At 71.8% G+C, this 13594-nt stretch carries 12 protein-coding genes; 5 read left to right on the top strand and 7 right to left on the bottom strand.

The window, feature by feature from the left end; genetic code table 11:
* Positions 1 to 9 precede the first annotated feature (9 nt).
* Positions 10 to 1890 (bottom strand): glutamine--fructose-6-phosphate transaminase (isomerizing), encoded by a 1881-nt coding sequence (glmS, locus tag J2S42_RS18835; RefSeq protein WP_307240965.1) that lies wholly within the window; start codon positions 1888 to 1890, stop codon positions 10 to 12.
* Between the two features lie 197 nt (positions 1891 to 2087).
* Between glmS and J2S42_RS18840 the strand changes: the two genes are divergently transcribed.
* Positions 2088 to 2828, top strand: coding sequence for an MmpS family transport accessory protein (locus tag J2S42_RS18840; protein WP_307240967.1), 741 nt, complete (start codon positions 2088 to 2090; stop codon positions 2826 to 2828).
* A gap of 28 nt (positions 2829 to 2856) precedes the next feature.
* Complete coding sequence (locus J2S42_RS18845; RefSeq protein ID WP_307248848.1) at positions 2857 to 3996, top strand: pyridoxal phosphate-dependent aminotransferase; 1140 nt, start codon at positions 2857 to 2859, stop codon at positions 3994 to 3996.
* On the opposite strand, the gene J2S42_RS18850 is transcribed toward J2S42_RS18845, so the two are convergent.
* On the bottom strand, positions 3974 to 5665 hold the full coding sequence (locus tag J2S42_RS18850) for a bifunctional polysaccharide deacetylase/glycosyltransferase family 2 protein (RefSeq protein WP_307240968.1): 1692 nt from the start codon (positions 5663 to 5665) through the stop codon (positions 3974 to 3976). The genes J2S42_RS18845 and J2S42_RS18850 overlap by 23 nt on opposite strands.
* A gap of 90 nt (positions 5666 to 5755) precedes the next feature.
* On the opposite strand from J2S42_RS18850, the gene J2S42_RS18855 reads away from it, so the two are divergent.
* Complete coding sequence (locus tag J2S42_RS18855; RefSeq protein WP_307240971.1) at positions 5756 to 6688, top strand: glycoside hydrolase family 18 protein; 933 nt, start codon at positions 5756 to 5758, stop codon at positions 6686 to 6688.
* A 20-nt stretch (positions 6689 to 6708) separates the two neighbouring features.
* On the opposite strand, the gene glmM is transcribed toward J2S42_RS18855, so the two are convergent.
* The 3 genes from glmM to rplM all read right to left on the bottom strand — a co-directional run bounded on the left by glmM (position 6709) and on the right by rplM (position 9241).
* The gene (glmM, locus tag J2S42_RS18860; protein WP_307240972.1) at positions 6709 to 8049 is read right to left on the bottom strand and encodes a phosphoglucosamine mutase; all 1341 of its coding nucleotides are present in this window, start codon (positions 8047 to 8049) and stop codon (positions 6709 to 6711) included.
* 186 nt (positions 8050 to 8235) lie between these two features.
* A complete protein-coding gene (rpsI, locus tag J2S42_RS18865; protein WP_307240974.1) occupies positions 8236 to 8775 on the bottom strand; it encodes a 30S ribosomal protein S9 in 540 nt (179 codons plus the stop codon).
* Positions 8776 to 8797: 22 nt separating this feature from the next.
* A complete protein-coding gene (gene rplM, locus J2S42_RS18870) occupies positions 8798 to 9241 on the bottom strand; it encodes a 50S ribosomal protein L13 (RefSeq protein ID WP_307240976.1) in 444 nt (147 codons plus the stop codon).
* A 730-nt stretch (positions 9242 to 9971) separates the two neighbouring features.
* Between rplM and J2S42_RS18875 the strand changes: the two genes are divergently transcribed.
* Both J2S42_RS18875 and J2S42_RS18880 read left to right on the top strand, forming a co-directional pair.
* The gene (locus J2S42_RS18875; protein ID WP_307240978.1) at positions 9972 to 11060 is read left to right on the top strand and encodes a uroporphyrinogen-III synthase; all 1089 of its coding nucleotides are present in this window, start codon (positions 9972 to 9974) and stop codon (positions 11058 to 11060) included.
* Positions 11061 to 11139: 79 nt separating this feature from the next.
* Complete coding sequence (locus tag J2S42_RS18880; protein ID WP_307240980.1) at positions 11140 to 12360, top strand: alpha/beta fold hydrolase; 1221 nt, start codon at positions 11140 to 11142, stop codon at positions 12358 to 12360.
* 230 nt (positions 12361 to 12590) lie between these two features.
* Here J2S42_RS18880 and J2S42_RS18885 read toward each other — a convergent pair whose 3' ends face one another.
* Positions 12591 to 13211, bottom strand: a complete 621-nt coding sequence (locus tag J2S42_RS18885) for a GTP-binding protein (protein ID WP_307240982.1) — start codon at positions 13209 to 13211, stop codon at positions 12591 to 12593.
* Positions 13192 to 13554, bottom strand: coding sequence for a DUF742 domain-containing protein (locus J2S42_RS18890; protein WP_307240984.1), 363 nt, complete (start codon positions 13552 to 13554; stop codon positions 13192 to 13194). Before J2S42_RS18890 ends, J2S42_RS18885 begins: the two co-directional genes overlap by 20 nt.
* Positions 13555 to 13594 lie beyond the last annotated feature (40 nt).

Consider the following 13594-nt stretch of genomic DNA (forward strand, 5'->3'; position numbering starts at 1 on the left):
GATCCGGCTCTACTCGACGGTGACCGACTTGGCCAGGTTGCGCGGCTGGTCGACGTCGTGGCCGCGGGAGCTGGCGATCTCGCAGGAGAGGACCTGGAGCGGCACCGTGGTGACCAGCGGCGCCAGCAGCGTGGGCGTACGCGGCACGCGGATCAGCTCGTCGGCGTAGGGGACGACCGCGTCGTCGCCCTCCTCCGCGATCACGATGGTGCGGGCACCACGCGCGCGGACCTCCTGGATGTTCGACACGATCTTGTCGTGCAGGACGCCGCGGCCGGCCGGCGACGGGACGATGCAGACGACCGGCGTGCCCTGGTCGATCAGCGCGATCGGGCCGTGCTTGAGCTCGCCCGCCGCGAAGCCCTCGGCGTGCATGTACGCCAGCTCCTTGAGCTTGAGCGCGCCCTCCAGCGCCACCGGGTAGCCGACGTGCCGCCCGATGAACAGCACCTGCTGCGCGGACGCGAGGTCACGCGCGAGCTTGCGGACCGGCTCCATCGACTCGAGCACGGTGCGCAGCTTGTCCGGCATCTCCTGGAGCTGCTTGACGACCGCGCCGACCTCGTCCGCGTACTTGATCCCGCGGACCTGTGCCAGGTGCAGGCCGATCAGGTAGCAGGCGACGAGCTGGGTGAGGAACGCCTTGGTGGACGCGACCGCGACCTCGGGACCGCCGTGCGTGTAGAGCACCGCGTCGGACTCGCGCGGGATGGTGGACCCGTTGGTGTTGCAGATCGCGAGCACGCGCGCCTTCTGCTCCTTGGCGTGCCGGAGCGCCATCAGCGTGTCCATCGTCTCGCCGGACTGGGAGATCGCGATGACCAGCGTGGAGCGGTCCAGCACCGGGTCGCGGTAGCGGAACTCGCTGGCCGTCTCGACCTCGCACGGGATGCGCGTCCAGTGCTCGATCGCATACTTCGCGACCAGACCCGAGTGGTACGCCGTACCGCACGCCACGATGAAGACCTTGTCCACGTCGCGCAGGTCCTGCTCGGTGAGGCGGACCTCGTCGAGCACGATCTCGCCGGTCTCGGTGAGCCGGCCGAGCAGCGTGTCCGCCACCGCCTGCGGCTGCTCGGCGATCTCCTTGAGCATGAAGTAGTCGTAGCCGCCCTTCTCGGCGGCGGACGCGTCCCAGTCGATGTGGAACGGACGGCCCTCGACCGGCGTGCCGTCGAAGCCGGTGATCTCGATGCCCTCCGGCGTGATCAGCACGACCTGGTCCTGGCCCAGCTCGACCGCCTCGCGGGTGTGCTCGATGAACGCGGAGACGTCGCTGGCCAGGTAGTTCTCTCCCTCGCCACGGCCGACCACGAGCGGCGAGTTGCGGCGGGCGCCGACGACCGCGCCGGGGATCGCGGTGTCCACGGCGAGCAGCGTGAACGCGCCCTCCAGCCGGCGGGAGACGCGGCGCATCGCCTCGGCGAGCGCCTGCGGGCCGGTCACGCCCTCGGAGTTGACCTCGGTGAGCGCGATGGCGAGCAGGTGCGCCGCAACCTCGGTGTCGGTCTCGCTGCTGAACTCGACGCCGAGCGCCTCGAGCTCGACGCGGAGGCGGGCGAAGTTCTCGATGATGCCGTTGTGGATGACCGCGACACGACCGTCCTGCGAGACGTGCGGGTGGGCGTTGCGGTCGGTCGGGCCGCCGTGCGTGGCCCAGCGGGTGTGCCCGATGCCGGTGGTGCCGGCCGTGATGCCGCCGGCCTGGCCCTCGCCGAGCGCCTTCTCCAGGTTGGCGAGCTTGCCCGCCTTCTTCTCGGTGTGCAGCGCGCCGTCACCGACGACGGCGACGCCCGCCGAGTCGTAACCCCGGTACTCGAGCCGCCGCAGCCCGTCCAACACGATGCTCAGTGCCGGCCGGTTGCCGACGTAACCCACGATTCCGCACATGGCAGCCAGAGTAGCGGAGTTTTGCTCAACCCGCGTGCGCGAAGGCCGGGTATTCGCTCACGGACATTGCGCGATTGGGGGATTTATGCGGGACCTATACGGACAGAACATCCCAGGTACCTGTCGGTAAGCCGATTGCCGGGATAGGGCAGGCTGGTGCACGGTGTATCGCCCCGCACGTCTGGAGCCCCGAGGCCATGACCGAGCCCCACCCGCCGTCCCCGCAGCCCGAGCAGCCCAACCCGTGGGCACGCCCCCCGGAGGGCGTGCCGGAGCAGCCGGTGCAGTACGGCCCGCCGCAGTACGGCCAGCCGCAGTACGCCCCGCCGCCCACCGCGCACTGGGCCTACGACCCGCAGCAGGCACCACCGCCGCAGCAGCGCTCGGTGAAGCCGATCATCGCGATCATCGCGGCCGCCGTGGTGCTGCTCTGCGCGGGCACGGTCGTGGCCGGTGTGCTGGTCTTCAACCAGGCGCGGAACGCGGCGCAGGACGTCCTGCCCTCGCTGCCCCCGCTGCCGACCGGGGCGCCGGAGCCGACCCGCCCGGCGCCCACCGGGTCCGCGCCGGCGACCGAGGACCCGTTCCAGATCCCCGGCCTGCCGGATCTGGACGACCTGCTCCCGACCGGCGCCGGCGTCACCGCGAGCCCGGACGCGACGGTCGTCTACGAGGTCACCGGCCCGGACGACGCCGCGGTCACGTACACGGAGGCGGGCACCACGCCGAAGTCGGAGCGGGACGTGCGGCTGCCGTGGCGGAAGGAGTTCACGCTCGGCTCCGAGACACCCCTGCTCAGCGTGACCGGCATCCACTTCGGCACCGAGAACTCGGAGCTCACCTGCCGGATCACGCTGGACGGCAAGGAGATCGTGAAGCGCACCGCGTCCGGCAACGCCTCCACCGCTACCTGTATGCAGTTCGTCGTGGTTTCGTAGACCGGTGACTGATCCACTGGTGGCGCGCATGCGCCCGTTCGGCACCACGATCTTCGCGGAGATGTCCGCGCTCGCGGTCCGGACGGGCGCGGTCAACCTCGGCCAGGGCTTCCCGGACACGGACGGGCCGCCGGAGATGCTGGCCGCCGCGGAGGCGGCGCTGCGCGGCGGCCGGAACCAGTACCCGCCCGGCCCGGGCATTCCGGAGCTGCGCGCCGCGGTCGCGCGCCACCAACGGCGGTTCTGGGATCTCCGGTACGACCCGGACGGCGAGATCCTGATCACGGCGGGCGCGACCGAGGTGATCGCGGCGACGATCATGGCGCTCTGCGAGCCGGGCGACGAGGTGGTCTGCTTCGAACCGTTCTACGACTCGTACGCCGCGTCGATCGCGCTGGCCGGTGCGGTGCGGCGCCCGGTCACGCTCTACCCCGACGGGCGTTTCGCCTTCGACCCGGGGCAGCTGCGCGCGGCGTTCTCCGACCGCACCCGGCTGGTGCTGCTGAACTCGCCGCACAACCCGACCGGCAAGGTGTTCACCCGGGACGAGCTGGACCTGATCGCCCGGCTGTGCCGGGACCATGACGTCTACGCGGTCACCGACGAGGTCTACGAGCACCTGGTCTTCACGGACAGCGCGGCGCCGCACGTGCCGCTGGCCACGCTGGACGGCATGCGGGAACGCACGCTGCGCATCTCCTCGGCCGGCAAGACGTTCTCCTGCACCGGCTGGAAGATCGGCTGGGTCAGCGGCCCGCGCGAGCTGATCAGCGCGGTCACCCGGGTCAAGCAGTTCCTGACGTACGTCAACGGCGCGCCGTTCCAGCCCGCGATCGCGGTCGCGCTCGACCTGCCGGACGCGTACTACCGCGACTTCCGGGACGGCCTGCAGGCCCGCCGGGACCGGCTCGCGGACGGGCTCGCCCGGGCCGGCCTGCGCGTGCTGCCGTCCGAGGGCACCTACTTCATCACGGCCGACATCTCCGGCGTCTCGGACGGCGACGGCATCGCGTTCTGCCGGGAGCTGCCCGAGCGGCTCGGTGTCGCGGCGATCCCGACGCAGGTCTTCTACGACAACGCGGAGCCGGCGCGGACGCTGGTCCGGTTCGCGTTCTGCAAACGCGAGGAGGTCATCGACGAGGCGGTCAGGCGCCTGGCCGGGCCGTAGTCGCGGCCGACCCGGTGGGCAGCCGCGCGCCCATCAGCGCCTCCAGCCCGCGGCTACGGCGCGGCGCGCGACGGCCGTGGCGGGAGGCCGCGACCAGCATCGGGTACGTCAGCGGCCGCCGGACGACCTCGGTCCACGAGCCGCCGAGCAGTTGCAGCGCGAGCGCGCCGAGCCAGATCGCCGCGGTCCGCACCGGGTCGTCGAAGAGCAGGCCGTAGATCAGGTACAGGTCGATCAGCGGCGCCAGCAACGGCAGCAGCGTGTGGAACAGCAGCAGCGCGAGCAGCGCCCGCCGTCCGTAGCGGCCGCCGGGACCGGACTCGACGAGCACGCGCCGGTGCTTCCACATCGCCTGCATGTCGCCGTAGAGCGCGGTGTACGGGCGTGGCCGGGCCGGGATGCGGGCGTCCGGCGCACCGACCACGCGCCATCCGGCCCGGACCACCGCGACGGTCAGGTCGGTGTCCTCGGCCAGCGTGTCGTCGGAGAGGCCGTCGACCTGGCGCAGCGCCTCCCGCCGGTACGCACCCGCCGCGGCCGGGACCGTGGGCAGGCAGCGCAGCGCGTCGTATGCCCGCTGTCGCGCCCCGGCGCCGGTATCGGCGGCGACCGCGCCGACCGCCGGGTCCGCGAACGGGCCGATCAGCGCCGGTACGGTGCCCGGCCGGAAGATCGTCTCGCCGTCCGTCAGCACGATCACGTCCGTGGTGGCGTGCGCGATGCCGGTGTTCAGCGCGGCGGCCCGGCCCGCGTGCCGCTGGCGCAGCACCGTGACGCCCGGGTACGCCTCGGCCAGCTCCGCCGTGCGGTCCGTGGACCCGTCGTCGACCACGATGACGTCGGCCGGCCCCAGCGAGCCGAGCACGTCCGTGATGCGCTCGGCCGCGTTGTGTACCGGTACGACCACGGTGACCCGGCGGTCATAGCCGGCCCCCGGGCCGGTCCGCCGCCGGACCAGCGACAGCGCGCATCGCGCCAGCAGTAACGCCCCGAGCAGCAGCAACGCGACCGTGAACCAGCTCGCCACGGTCCATCCGGCCTGCACCAGGCCGACCAGTGCGAGCCCGAGCGCCCGCTCCGCGCCGTCCGGGGGCGGGTTCGCCGGGGCGCCCCGCAGCATGGTGATCGTGTAGCCGGCCCGCTTGAGCTCCGGGATCACCGCGTCCAGCGCGGCCGCGGTCCGCTCACCGCCGGCGAAGCGCACCACCGCCCCCTCGCCGCCGGGCGGCATGACCGCGCGCCGGATGTCGGTCAGCGTCGCCGCCGGGTCGCCGTCCCGGGCCTCGCGCGTGGTGCCGGTGGCGCGGAGCAGCGTGCTGGACACGTTCGCGGCACCGGCCAGCGCGTACCGGGTGGTGGCGGTGTCGATGCCGATCTCGTGGCCGGCGGCCCGGACGTCGCGCACGATGCCGGGGTACCGGGCGATGCGCGCGCCGGTCATGAAGAAGACCGCGGGCACGTCGTGCTCGGCCAGCACGCCCAGAATCCCGGGCGTGAACGCCGGGTCCGGGCCGCCGTCGAACGCGAGCACGATGTGCCGCTCCGGCGGTGCGGCGGTGCCCGTGACCGGCGCGTCCGGCACGCCGAGCCGGCTCGTCACCGCGCCGTTGACCAGCAGCAGACCGATGATCAGCCCGAGCGTTCCGAGCAGTAGGAACCAGCGCCTCACTATCTTCCCTCGGCCGGCTCCCGGCGCTCCTTACAATTTGTGACCGCGCTCACAGCTACCGGGCCGCGGACCGGTTCGTTGAGCAGGGGCGTGCTGTGGAAACGCCTCGCCGTTCTCGTGCCGGTCCTGCTCGCCGCCGGGTGCACCAGCGCCGACGATCCCCGGCCGCCGCTGCGGGTGGCACCCTACGTCGACATCGCCAGCGGCTCGCTGGACATCGCGGAAGCCGTACGCGCATCCGGCCAGACCGACTTCACGCTCGCGTTCGTGGTCGCGAACCGGTCGAAGGCCTGCGCGCCGACCTGGGGTGGCACGGTGCCGCTGGACTCGCCGCGGGTGCAGGCCGACCTGGACGCGATCGCCCGGCTGGGCGGCGAGGTGACCGTGTCGACCGGCGGCGCGACCGGCACGTACCTGGAGAGCGTGTGTTCCCGCGCGGAGCTGACCGCCGCCTACCGGGCGGCGCTGGACGCGGCCGGCAGCAACGACCTGGACGTGGACATCGAGCGCCCGGTCACGCCGGATACGGTCACCGGCGCGCTCGCCGACCTGCAGCGGGAGCGCGGCACCTCGGTCACGCTGACCGTGCCGGTCGCCGGCCCGGATCGAGGGCTGACGAAGGAGAGCACGGCGCTGTTGCGGAGCGCGGCGGCGGCCGGCGTCGAGCTGTCCGTGAACGCGATGACGATGAACTTCGACCCGGCCGGTGCGGGCTGGGCAGACGCGATGGTCGCGGCCACCGACGCGGTCGCGGCGGACCTGGCCGCGATCTGGCCGGACCGGGACGTGCACCGGATGCTCGGCGTGACCCCGATGATCGGCGTCAACGACACCGGCCCGGTCACCACGCTCTCCGACGCACAGACCGTCCTGCGGTACGCGGAGGCGCGCGGCCTGGGCTTCGTGCGCTTCTGGTCCGTCAACCGGGACAACGACGGCTGCTCCGGCACGGTCTCCCCGTCGTGCAGCGGCATCGCGCAGTCCCGGTTCGAGTTCCTGCGGCTGTTCGGCGGGGGCCACTGAGCGTGGCCCCCGCCGGTGCGTCACACCGCGCGGACCACGTCCGCGACGCGCTCGGCCACGCGCTGCGCGGTCTCCGCGGTCGCCGCCTCGATCATGACGCGGACCAGCTGCTCCGTGCCGGACGGGCGGAGCAGCACCCGGCCGGTGTCGCCCAGCTCCACCTCGGCCTCGGCCACCGCGGCCTTGACCGCCGGTGCGGACGCGACCGCGGCCCGGTCCGAGACCGGCACGTTGATCAGCACCTGCGGCAGCTTCGTCATGATCGACGCCAGCTCCGCCAGGGACTTGCCGGTCGCGGCCATCCGCGCCATCAGGTGCAGGCCGGTCAGCGTGCCGTCGCCGGTGGTGGCGTACGCGGGCATCACCACGTGGCCGCTCTGCTCGCCGCCCAGCGCCAGGTCGGACGCGCGCAGCTCGTCCAGCACGTACCGGTCGCCGACCTTGGTCTCGCGCAGTTTGATGCCGGCCTCGCGCATCGCGATCCGCAGCCCGAGGTTGCTCATCACGGTGGTGACCAGCGTGTCGTCGGTGAGCGCGCCGGCCTCGTGCATGGCCACGGCCAGGATGCCCATGATCTCGTCGCCGTCGACCACCTCGCCGGCCGCGGAGACCGCCAGGCAGCGATCCGCATCGCCGTCCAGGCCGATGCCCAGGTGTGCGCCGTGCTCGACCACCGCGGCCTGCAGGCTCTCCAGGTGGGTGGCGCCGCACTCGTCGTTGATGTTCAGCCCGTCCGGCTCCGCGTTGATCACGACGACCTCCGCGCCGGCCTCGCTGAACGCGGCCGGGGCCACGTCCGCGGGCGCGCCGTTCGCGCAGTCGACCACGACCTTGATGCCGGCCAGCGGGTGCGGCGTGGAAGCGACCAGGTGCTTCACGTAGTGGTCCGCGCCGTCCAGCAGGTCGTGCACGCGGCCGATCGCGGCGCCGACCGGCCGGGTCCAGCCGCCGTTGTTCGCCTCGATGGCAGCCTCGATCTTCGCCTCGATGTCGTCGGGCAGCTTGTGCCCGCCGGCGGCGAAGAGCTTGATGCCGTTGTCCGGCATCGGGTTGTGCGAGGCGGAGACCATCACGCCGAAGTCCGCCTTCGTCTCGCCCACCAGGTATGCCACGCCCGGCGTGGGCAGCACGCCCACCCGCAGCACGGTCGCCCCGGCACTGGCCAGGCCCGCGACCACGGCCGCCTCCAGCATCTCGCCGCTGGCCCGGGGGTCACGGCCCACGATCGCCAGCGGCGGGTGGCTGCGGTCCGCCTCGGCGAGCACGTGCGCGGCCGCGACCGCCACGGACATCGCCAACTCCGGCGTCAGATCCGCGTTCGCCTTGCCGCGCACGCCGTCGGTGCCAAAGAGCCGCCCCATTGCCGTCCTTCCCTCGCCTGATCTCGGTGGTACGTCGTCGACCGCCGCATCCTCGTTCATGACACGGCGGTGGTGCGACCTTTCAGTCGCGTATTACATGCGGGGAGACTTCGTACAACAGCAAACGGCCAGGCGAACCACCCGTCGAGGGCGGTCTGCCTGGCCGTCAGCGTGCGACCGGCAAGGTCAGCGCTTCGAGTACTGCGGCGCCTTGCGAGCCTTCTTGAGACCGTACTTCTTGCTCTCCTTGACCCGGGCGTCCCGGGTGAGGAAACCGGCCTTCTTCAGCGCCGGACGGTCGTCGCCGTCGTTGGAGATGAGGGCACGGGCGATCGCGAGGCGCAGCGCACCGGCCTGGCCGGTGATGCCGCCGCCGCGCAGGTTCGCGATGACGTCGAAGATCTCGGTCTTCTCCGCGGTCACCAGCGGCTCACGAATGAGCTGCTGGTGCACCTTGCTCGGGAAGTAGGCCTCGATGTCACGGCCGTTGCAGGTGACCTTGCCGGTGCCCGGAACGAGGCGAACCCGGACGATGGCCTCCTTGCGGCGGCCGACGGTCTGGATCGGGCGCTCGCCGCGCGGCACGCGGCTCAGCGTCGCGACCGCGGGGGCCTCCTCGACGGTCTCCTCGGCCACCTCGGCCTCGGCGACGGCCACGGTGGCGTCGGTGTCGATGTCGGTCGCCGGCGCGTCAGCGGCAGGCGTCTGCTCGTCGATGTCAGTCATGCTTCTTCTCTCGCCTGCGCTACTACTGCGCGATCTGCGTGATCTCGAACGGGACCGGCTTCTGCGCCTCGTGCGGGTGCTCAGCGCCGGCGTAGACCTTCAGCTTCTTGATCAGCTGACGGCCGAGCTTGTTGTGGGGCAGCATGCCCTTGACCGCGAGCTCGATCGCGCGCTCGGGGCGCTTGGTCAGCAGCTCGTCGTAGCCGACCTGCTTGAGACCACCCGGGTAACCGGAGTGGCGGTACGCCACCTTGGTCTGCCGCTTGTTGCCGGTCAGAGCCACCTTGCCCGCGTTGATGATCACGACAAAGTCGCCCGTGTCGACGTGCGGCGCGAAAGTCGGCTTGTGCTTACCGCGGAGCAGAGTCGCGGTGTGGGTGGCCAGTCGGCCCAGCACGACGTCAGACGCGTCGATGACGTGCCACTGACGCTCGATTTCACCCGGCTTCGGGCTGTACGTACGCACAGGTCTACCTTGTCTCGTCGTCGGTCTGAAGTCGCGCGCTTGGCGTCGATCCAGCACGCACGCGAAACACCAGATTACCCCGACCTTCTTTTCCACGTCGCAGCGGGACGGAGAAGCTCTGCGCCCGTCCGACATCGGCGCAGACACAAGGCCGGATCGGTGCAAGCACAGGGGCTGGTGACGGTGACGTGACCGGCATATCGCTAGCCATCGCACAACAGCAGGCAACGATACCCGGTCTCCCTACCCAGGGTCAAAACGGCAGCTCCCGGCTCCCTGACCGGCGGGCATCGGGGAGCGTGAGCGGCTCTTAACAGGCTCAAAACAATCAAGACGTGTGAGCGAAACCGCTCCCCGGCACTCTTCCGACATGGCGGGTGCAAAGGCGTACAGGCGACATGACGGGGTGTCATCACCCCAGCTTCGCCGCGCGTGCACCGGCCACACCGAGCCACCGCCAGGCTTGAGGACGGACCTGGCGGTGACGCCGAGCCGGTTCCCCGGTTCGGCACCCGGCGAGCGCGGTTCTCTGCCGAACCGCTCCGCCGGCACAGAGGAGCCGCGGCGCGGACCGGCCGGAGGCACGGTCGATCAGCGCAGGCGTGACGTGGGAGCGGGTCGACGCCGAGGACGGCGTGTTCGTCGCGTGCCCGTCGGTGGACCGGCCGGACCCGCCGCGGCTCCTCGCCCACTGCTCACCCAGGGAGTGCGCCCGTGACCCCCTCCGCAGATGTCTGACGAGCTGAGCGGCTTCACGATCGGGGTCACCGCCGACCGGCGCCGGGACGAGCTGGCCTCCCTGCTGGAGCGGCGCGGTGCCCGCATCGTGCTCGCGCCCGCGCTGCGCATCGTGCCGATCGCCGACGACACCGAGCTCCGCGCCGCGACCCGCGCCTGCCTGGAGAACCCGCCGGACATCGTGATGGCGAACACGGGCATCGGCATGCGCGGCTGGCTGGAGGCGGCCGAGGGCTGGGGACTGGGCGAGCCGCTCCGGGCCGTGCTGGCCGGGGCGTACACGGTCGCCCGCGGCCCGAAGGCCCGCGGTGCCATCCGCGCCGCCGGCCTGCAGGACCAGTGGTCGCCCGACTCGGAGAGCTGCGAGGAGGTGGTCGAGCACCTCAAGGCGTACGGCGTCGCCGGCAAGACCATCGCGATGCAGCTGCACGGCGACCGCCAGCCCGAGTGCTCCGACGCCCTGGAGGCGGCCGGGGCCCGGGTGATCGAGGTCCCGGTCTACCGCTGGGCCCCGCCGACCGACCCGGCCCCGCTGCACCGCCTGGTGGACCTGATCACCGGCCGCCTCGTCGACGCGGTCACGTTCACCTCCGCACCGGCCGTCAGCGCGCTGCTGCGCGCCGCCGGGCCGTCCGCCGACTCGGTGCTCGACGCGCTGCGCAACGACGTGCTGGCGGCGTGCGTGGGCCCGGTCACGGCCGCGCCGCTGCGCCGGCACAACGTGCCGGTCATCTCGCCCGCCCGGGCCCGCCTCGGCGCGATGGTCCGCACGCTGGTCGACGAGCTGCCGCAGCGCGCGCTCAACCTCAAGATCGCCGGGCATGTACTCACGCTGCGTGGTCACGCCGCGGTGATCGACGGCGAGCTCAAGCCGCTGGCCCCGGCGCCGATGGCGGTGCTCCGCGCGCTGGCCGCCACGCCCGGCCGGGTGCTGTCCCGCGCCGCGCTGCTGCGCACGCTCCCGCGCGGGGCGGACGAGCACGCGGTCGAGATGGCGGTGGCCCGGCTGCGCGCCGGCCTGGGCACGCCCGGGGTGGTGCAGACGGTGGTCAAACGCGGTTACCGCCTCCCGGTCGACTGACCGGGGTACAGCCTGCTGTACCCGGATCGACCAGCTGACGGGATCGTCGCCGCCCGGTGCCGCCCATAGCGTCGAATGCATGACTACTGGGTGGAAGTACCGCAAGCTGACCGTCGCGCTCACCGCCACCGCGGTGCTCGCCGGAGGGGTGGGCGTCGCCGGCGCGGACGTCCTGGACGGTGCGCCGGCGGCCACCGCCGCGGCCGCGCAGTCCGGCTGGAACGGCATCACTCGCGAGCAGGTCCGGATCGACTTCGGCGAGGGCTGGGTCACGAACGCCGAGCTGACCTACCCGAGCCGGGCCAAGGGCCGGCTGCCGCTGGTCGTGATGCTGCACGGCAGCGGGCACAACGACATGAACCAGACGCTGCCGGACGGCGGGGGCTCGACGTTCGTGCCGCTCGCCCAGGGTGCGAGCCGGGAGGGCTTCGCGACGCTGCGCTTCAACAAGCGCGGGGTCACCGGCATCGGCCCGGTGGAGAGCACCGACCCGGCGCAGCTGAACCCGAAGAACCCGTACGAGCAGATCCAGCAGGACGCGGCCGCCGCGATCCGGTTCGGCGCCGCGTCGAAGCGGATCGACCCGAACAAGATCTTCCTGCTCGGCCACAGCGAGGGTACGAACGTGGCCGCCAACCTCGCGGCCGACCCGAAGGCGTTCGGCATCCCGACGCCGGCCGGGGTGATCGCGATGGGCGTGGTCGGCAAGGACATCCGCACGCTGCTCACGCTCCAGCTCTTCGGCCGACAGCTGCTCCAGTTGCACGACGAGTTCGACGTGGACGGCGACGGGCAGCTGACCGCGCCGGAGGCGTCCGACGGGCTGGCCGGCCAGCCCGCCGAGGTGGCCGACCAGTTCCGCGCGGTACTGCTCGACGGCGACAAGGTGCTGGCCAGCACCGACCGCAACGGTGACGGGCAGATCGCGATCGACGCGGAGGCCGGTGCGGTGCTGCGCGCGGCCACCCGGATCGACGACTACCCGAACGTGCCGGGCCTGGAGGAGCTGCAGGAGTACGTCGCCGACATCGCGCGCTTCCCGACCGTGACGCAGGCGCTGCCGCGGTTCGCCGGCCCGACGCTGCTGCTCAACGGCGAGAACGACCTGCAGACTCCGGCCCGCGCCGCGATCGCCGCGGACACCGCGGTCGCCGCGGCCGGCAACCGGGACCACACGCTGATCATCTACCCGGGCATGGCGCACACCATGAACATCACGCCGAAGTTCACCCCGGAGTTCCGCGAGCCGGACGCGCAGGTCGTCACGGACGTCCGCGCGTGGCTCAGGTCCCACCGCTGATCGGCATCACATCCGCGAGGGCGGCCACCGCACCGGTGGCCGCCCACGCTGTCGGCCCGCCGGGCCGGTTCCGTCCTTTCGTGCCCACACGGATCTGGAGCCCGCGGGAGCATGCGGCCCGGCCCCAACCCTAGGCAGGCCTAAACACTGAGCCTCCGCCGAAAGCGGGAAGATGAAAAAGGAAAGCGGCGGCGCGGATCAGATCCACGCCGCCGCCCTGTATAGGAAGCTCAGCCGACGAGTTGCCCCTGATCGCGCTGCGCCCGCAGCATGATCATGGCGTGCTCGACGACCGTGACCAGCACATTCTTGGTTGATTCCCGCTCGCGCGCGTCGCACAGCACCAGAGGGACGTGGTTCGGGATGGCCAGCGCCTCCCGAACCTCGTCGATCTCGTACATCGGCGCGCCGTCGAAGCGGTTGAGCGCCACGACGTACGGGAGTTTGCGGTTCTCGAAGTAGTCCAGCGGGGCGAACGCATCGGAGATGCGGCGGGTGTCGACCAGGACGGCCGCGCCGACCGCGCCCTTGATGATCTCGTCCCACATGAACCAGAAACGGGTCTGCCCGGGCGTGCCGAACAGGTACAGGATCAGGTCGTCGGCCATGGTGATACGGCCGAAGTCCATGGCGACGGTAGTGGTGCCCTTGCCGGGCACCTTCGACGGGTCGTCGATACCGACGCCCGCCGCCGTCATGACGGCCTCCGTGGTCAGCGGAGTGATCTCTGAGACGGCGCCGACAAGCGTGGTCTTGCCGACGCCGAAGCCGCCGGCGATCACGATCTTGGCGGAGGTTATTTCTTTGCGCCGCTCCGGGCCCCCCGCTCGGTCAAAGCCTGCGAAGTCCACTTAGCACCCTTTCAAGGAGATCCATCCGCTCCTCATACGCTTCAACGGGAGCGGCACTGTGCAGGGTCAGCAGACCGTCGACAACCATGTCGGCGACGATGACGCGTGCGACGCCGAGCGGCAGGCGAGCATACGCGGCGATCTCCGCCAGGGACATCGCACGACCCTCGCAGAGGGATGCGATGCGGTGCTTGTCGTGTCCGGCGAAGCGCGCCTCCTGCACATTGGCGACGCTTGCCGTAAGGATCGCCTCGACGGCGATGTCTCGGCGCGCCTCTGTGCGGCCACGAGTGACCGCGTAAGGACGGACCAGTGACCCACGGGGGTCTTCCGGCTGCACCATGACGGTCACCTCCTAGTAGCGCACTGCCCCGTTGTCAGAA

This window comes from Catenuloplanes indicus (assembly GCF_030813715.1).
In the GTDB taxonomy this organism is placed as follows: domain Bacteria; phylum Actinomycetota; class Actinomycetes; order Mycobacteriales; family Micromonosporaceae; genus Catenuloplanes; species Catenuloplanes indicus.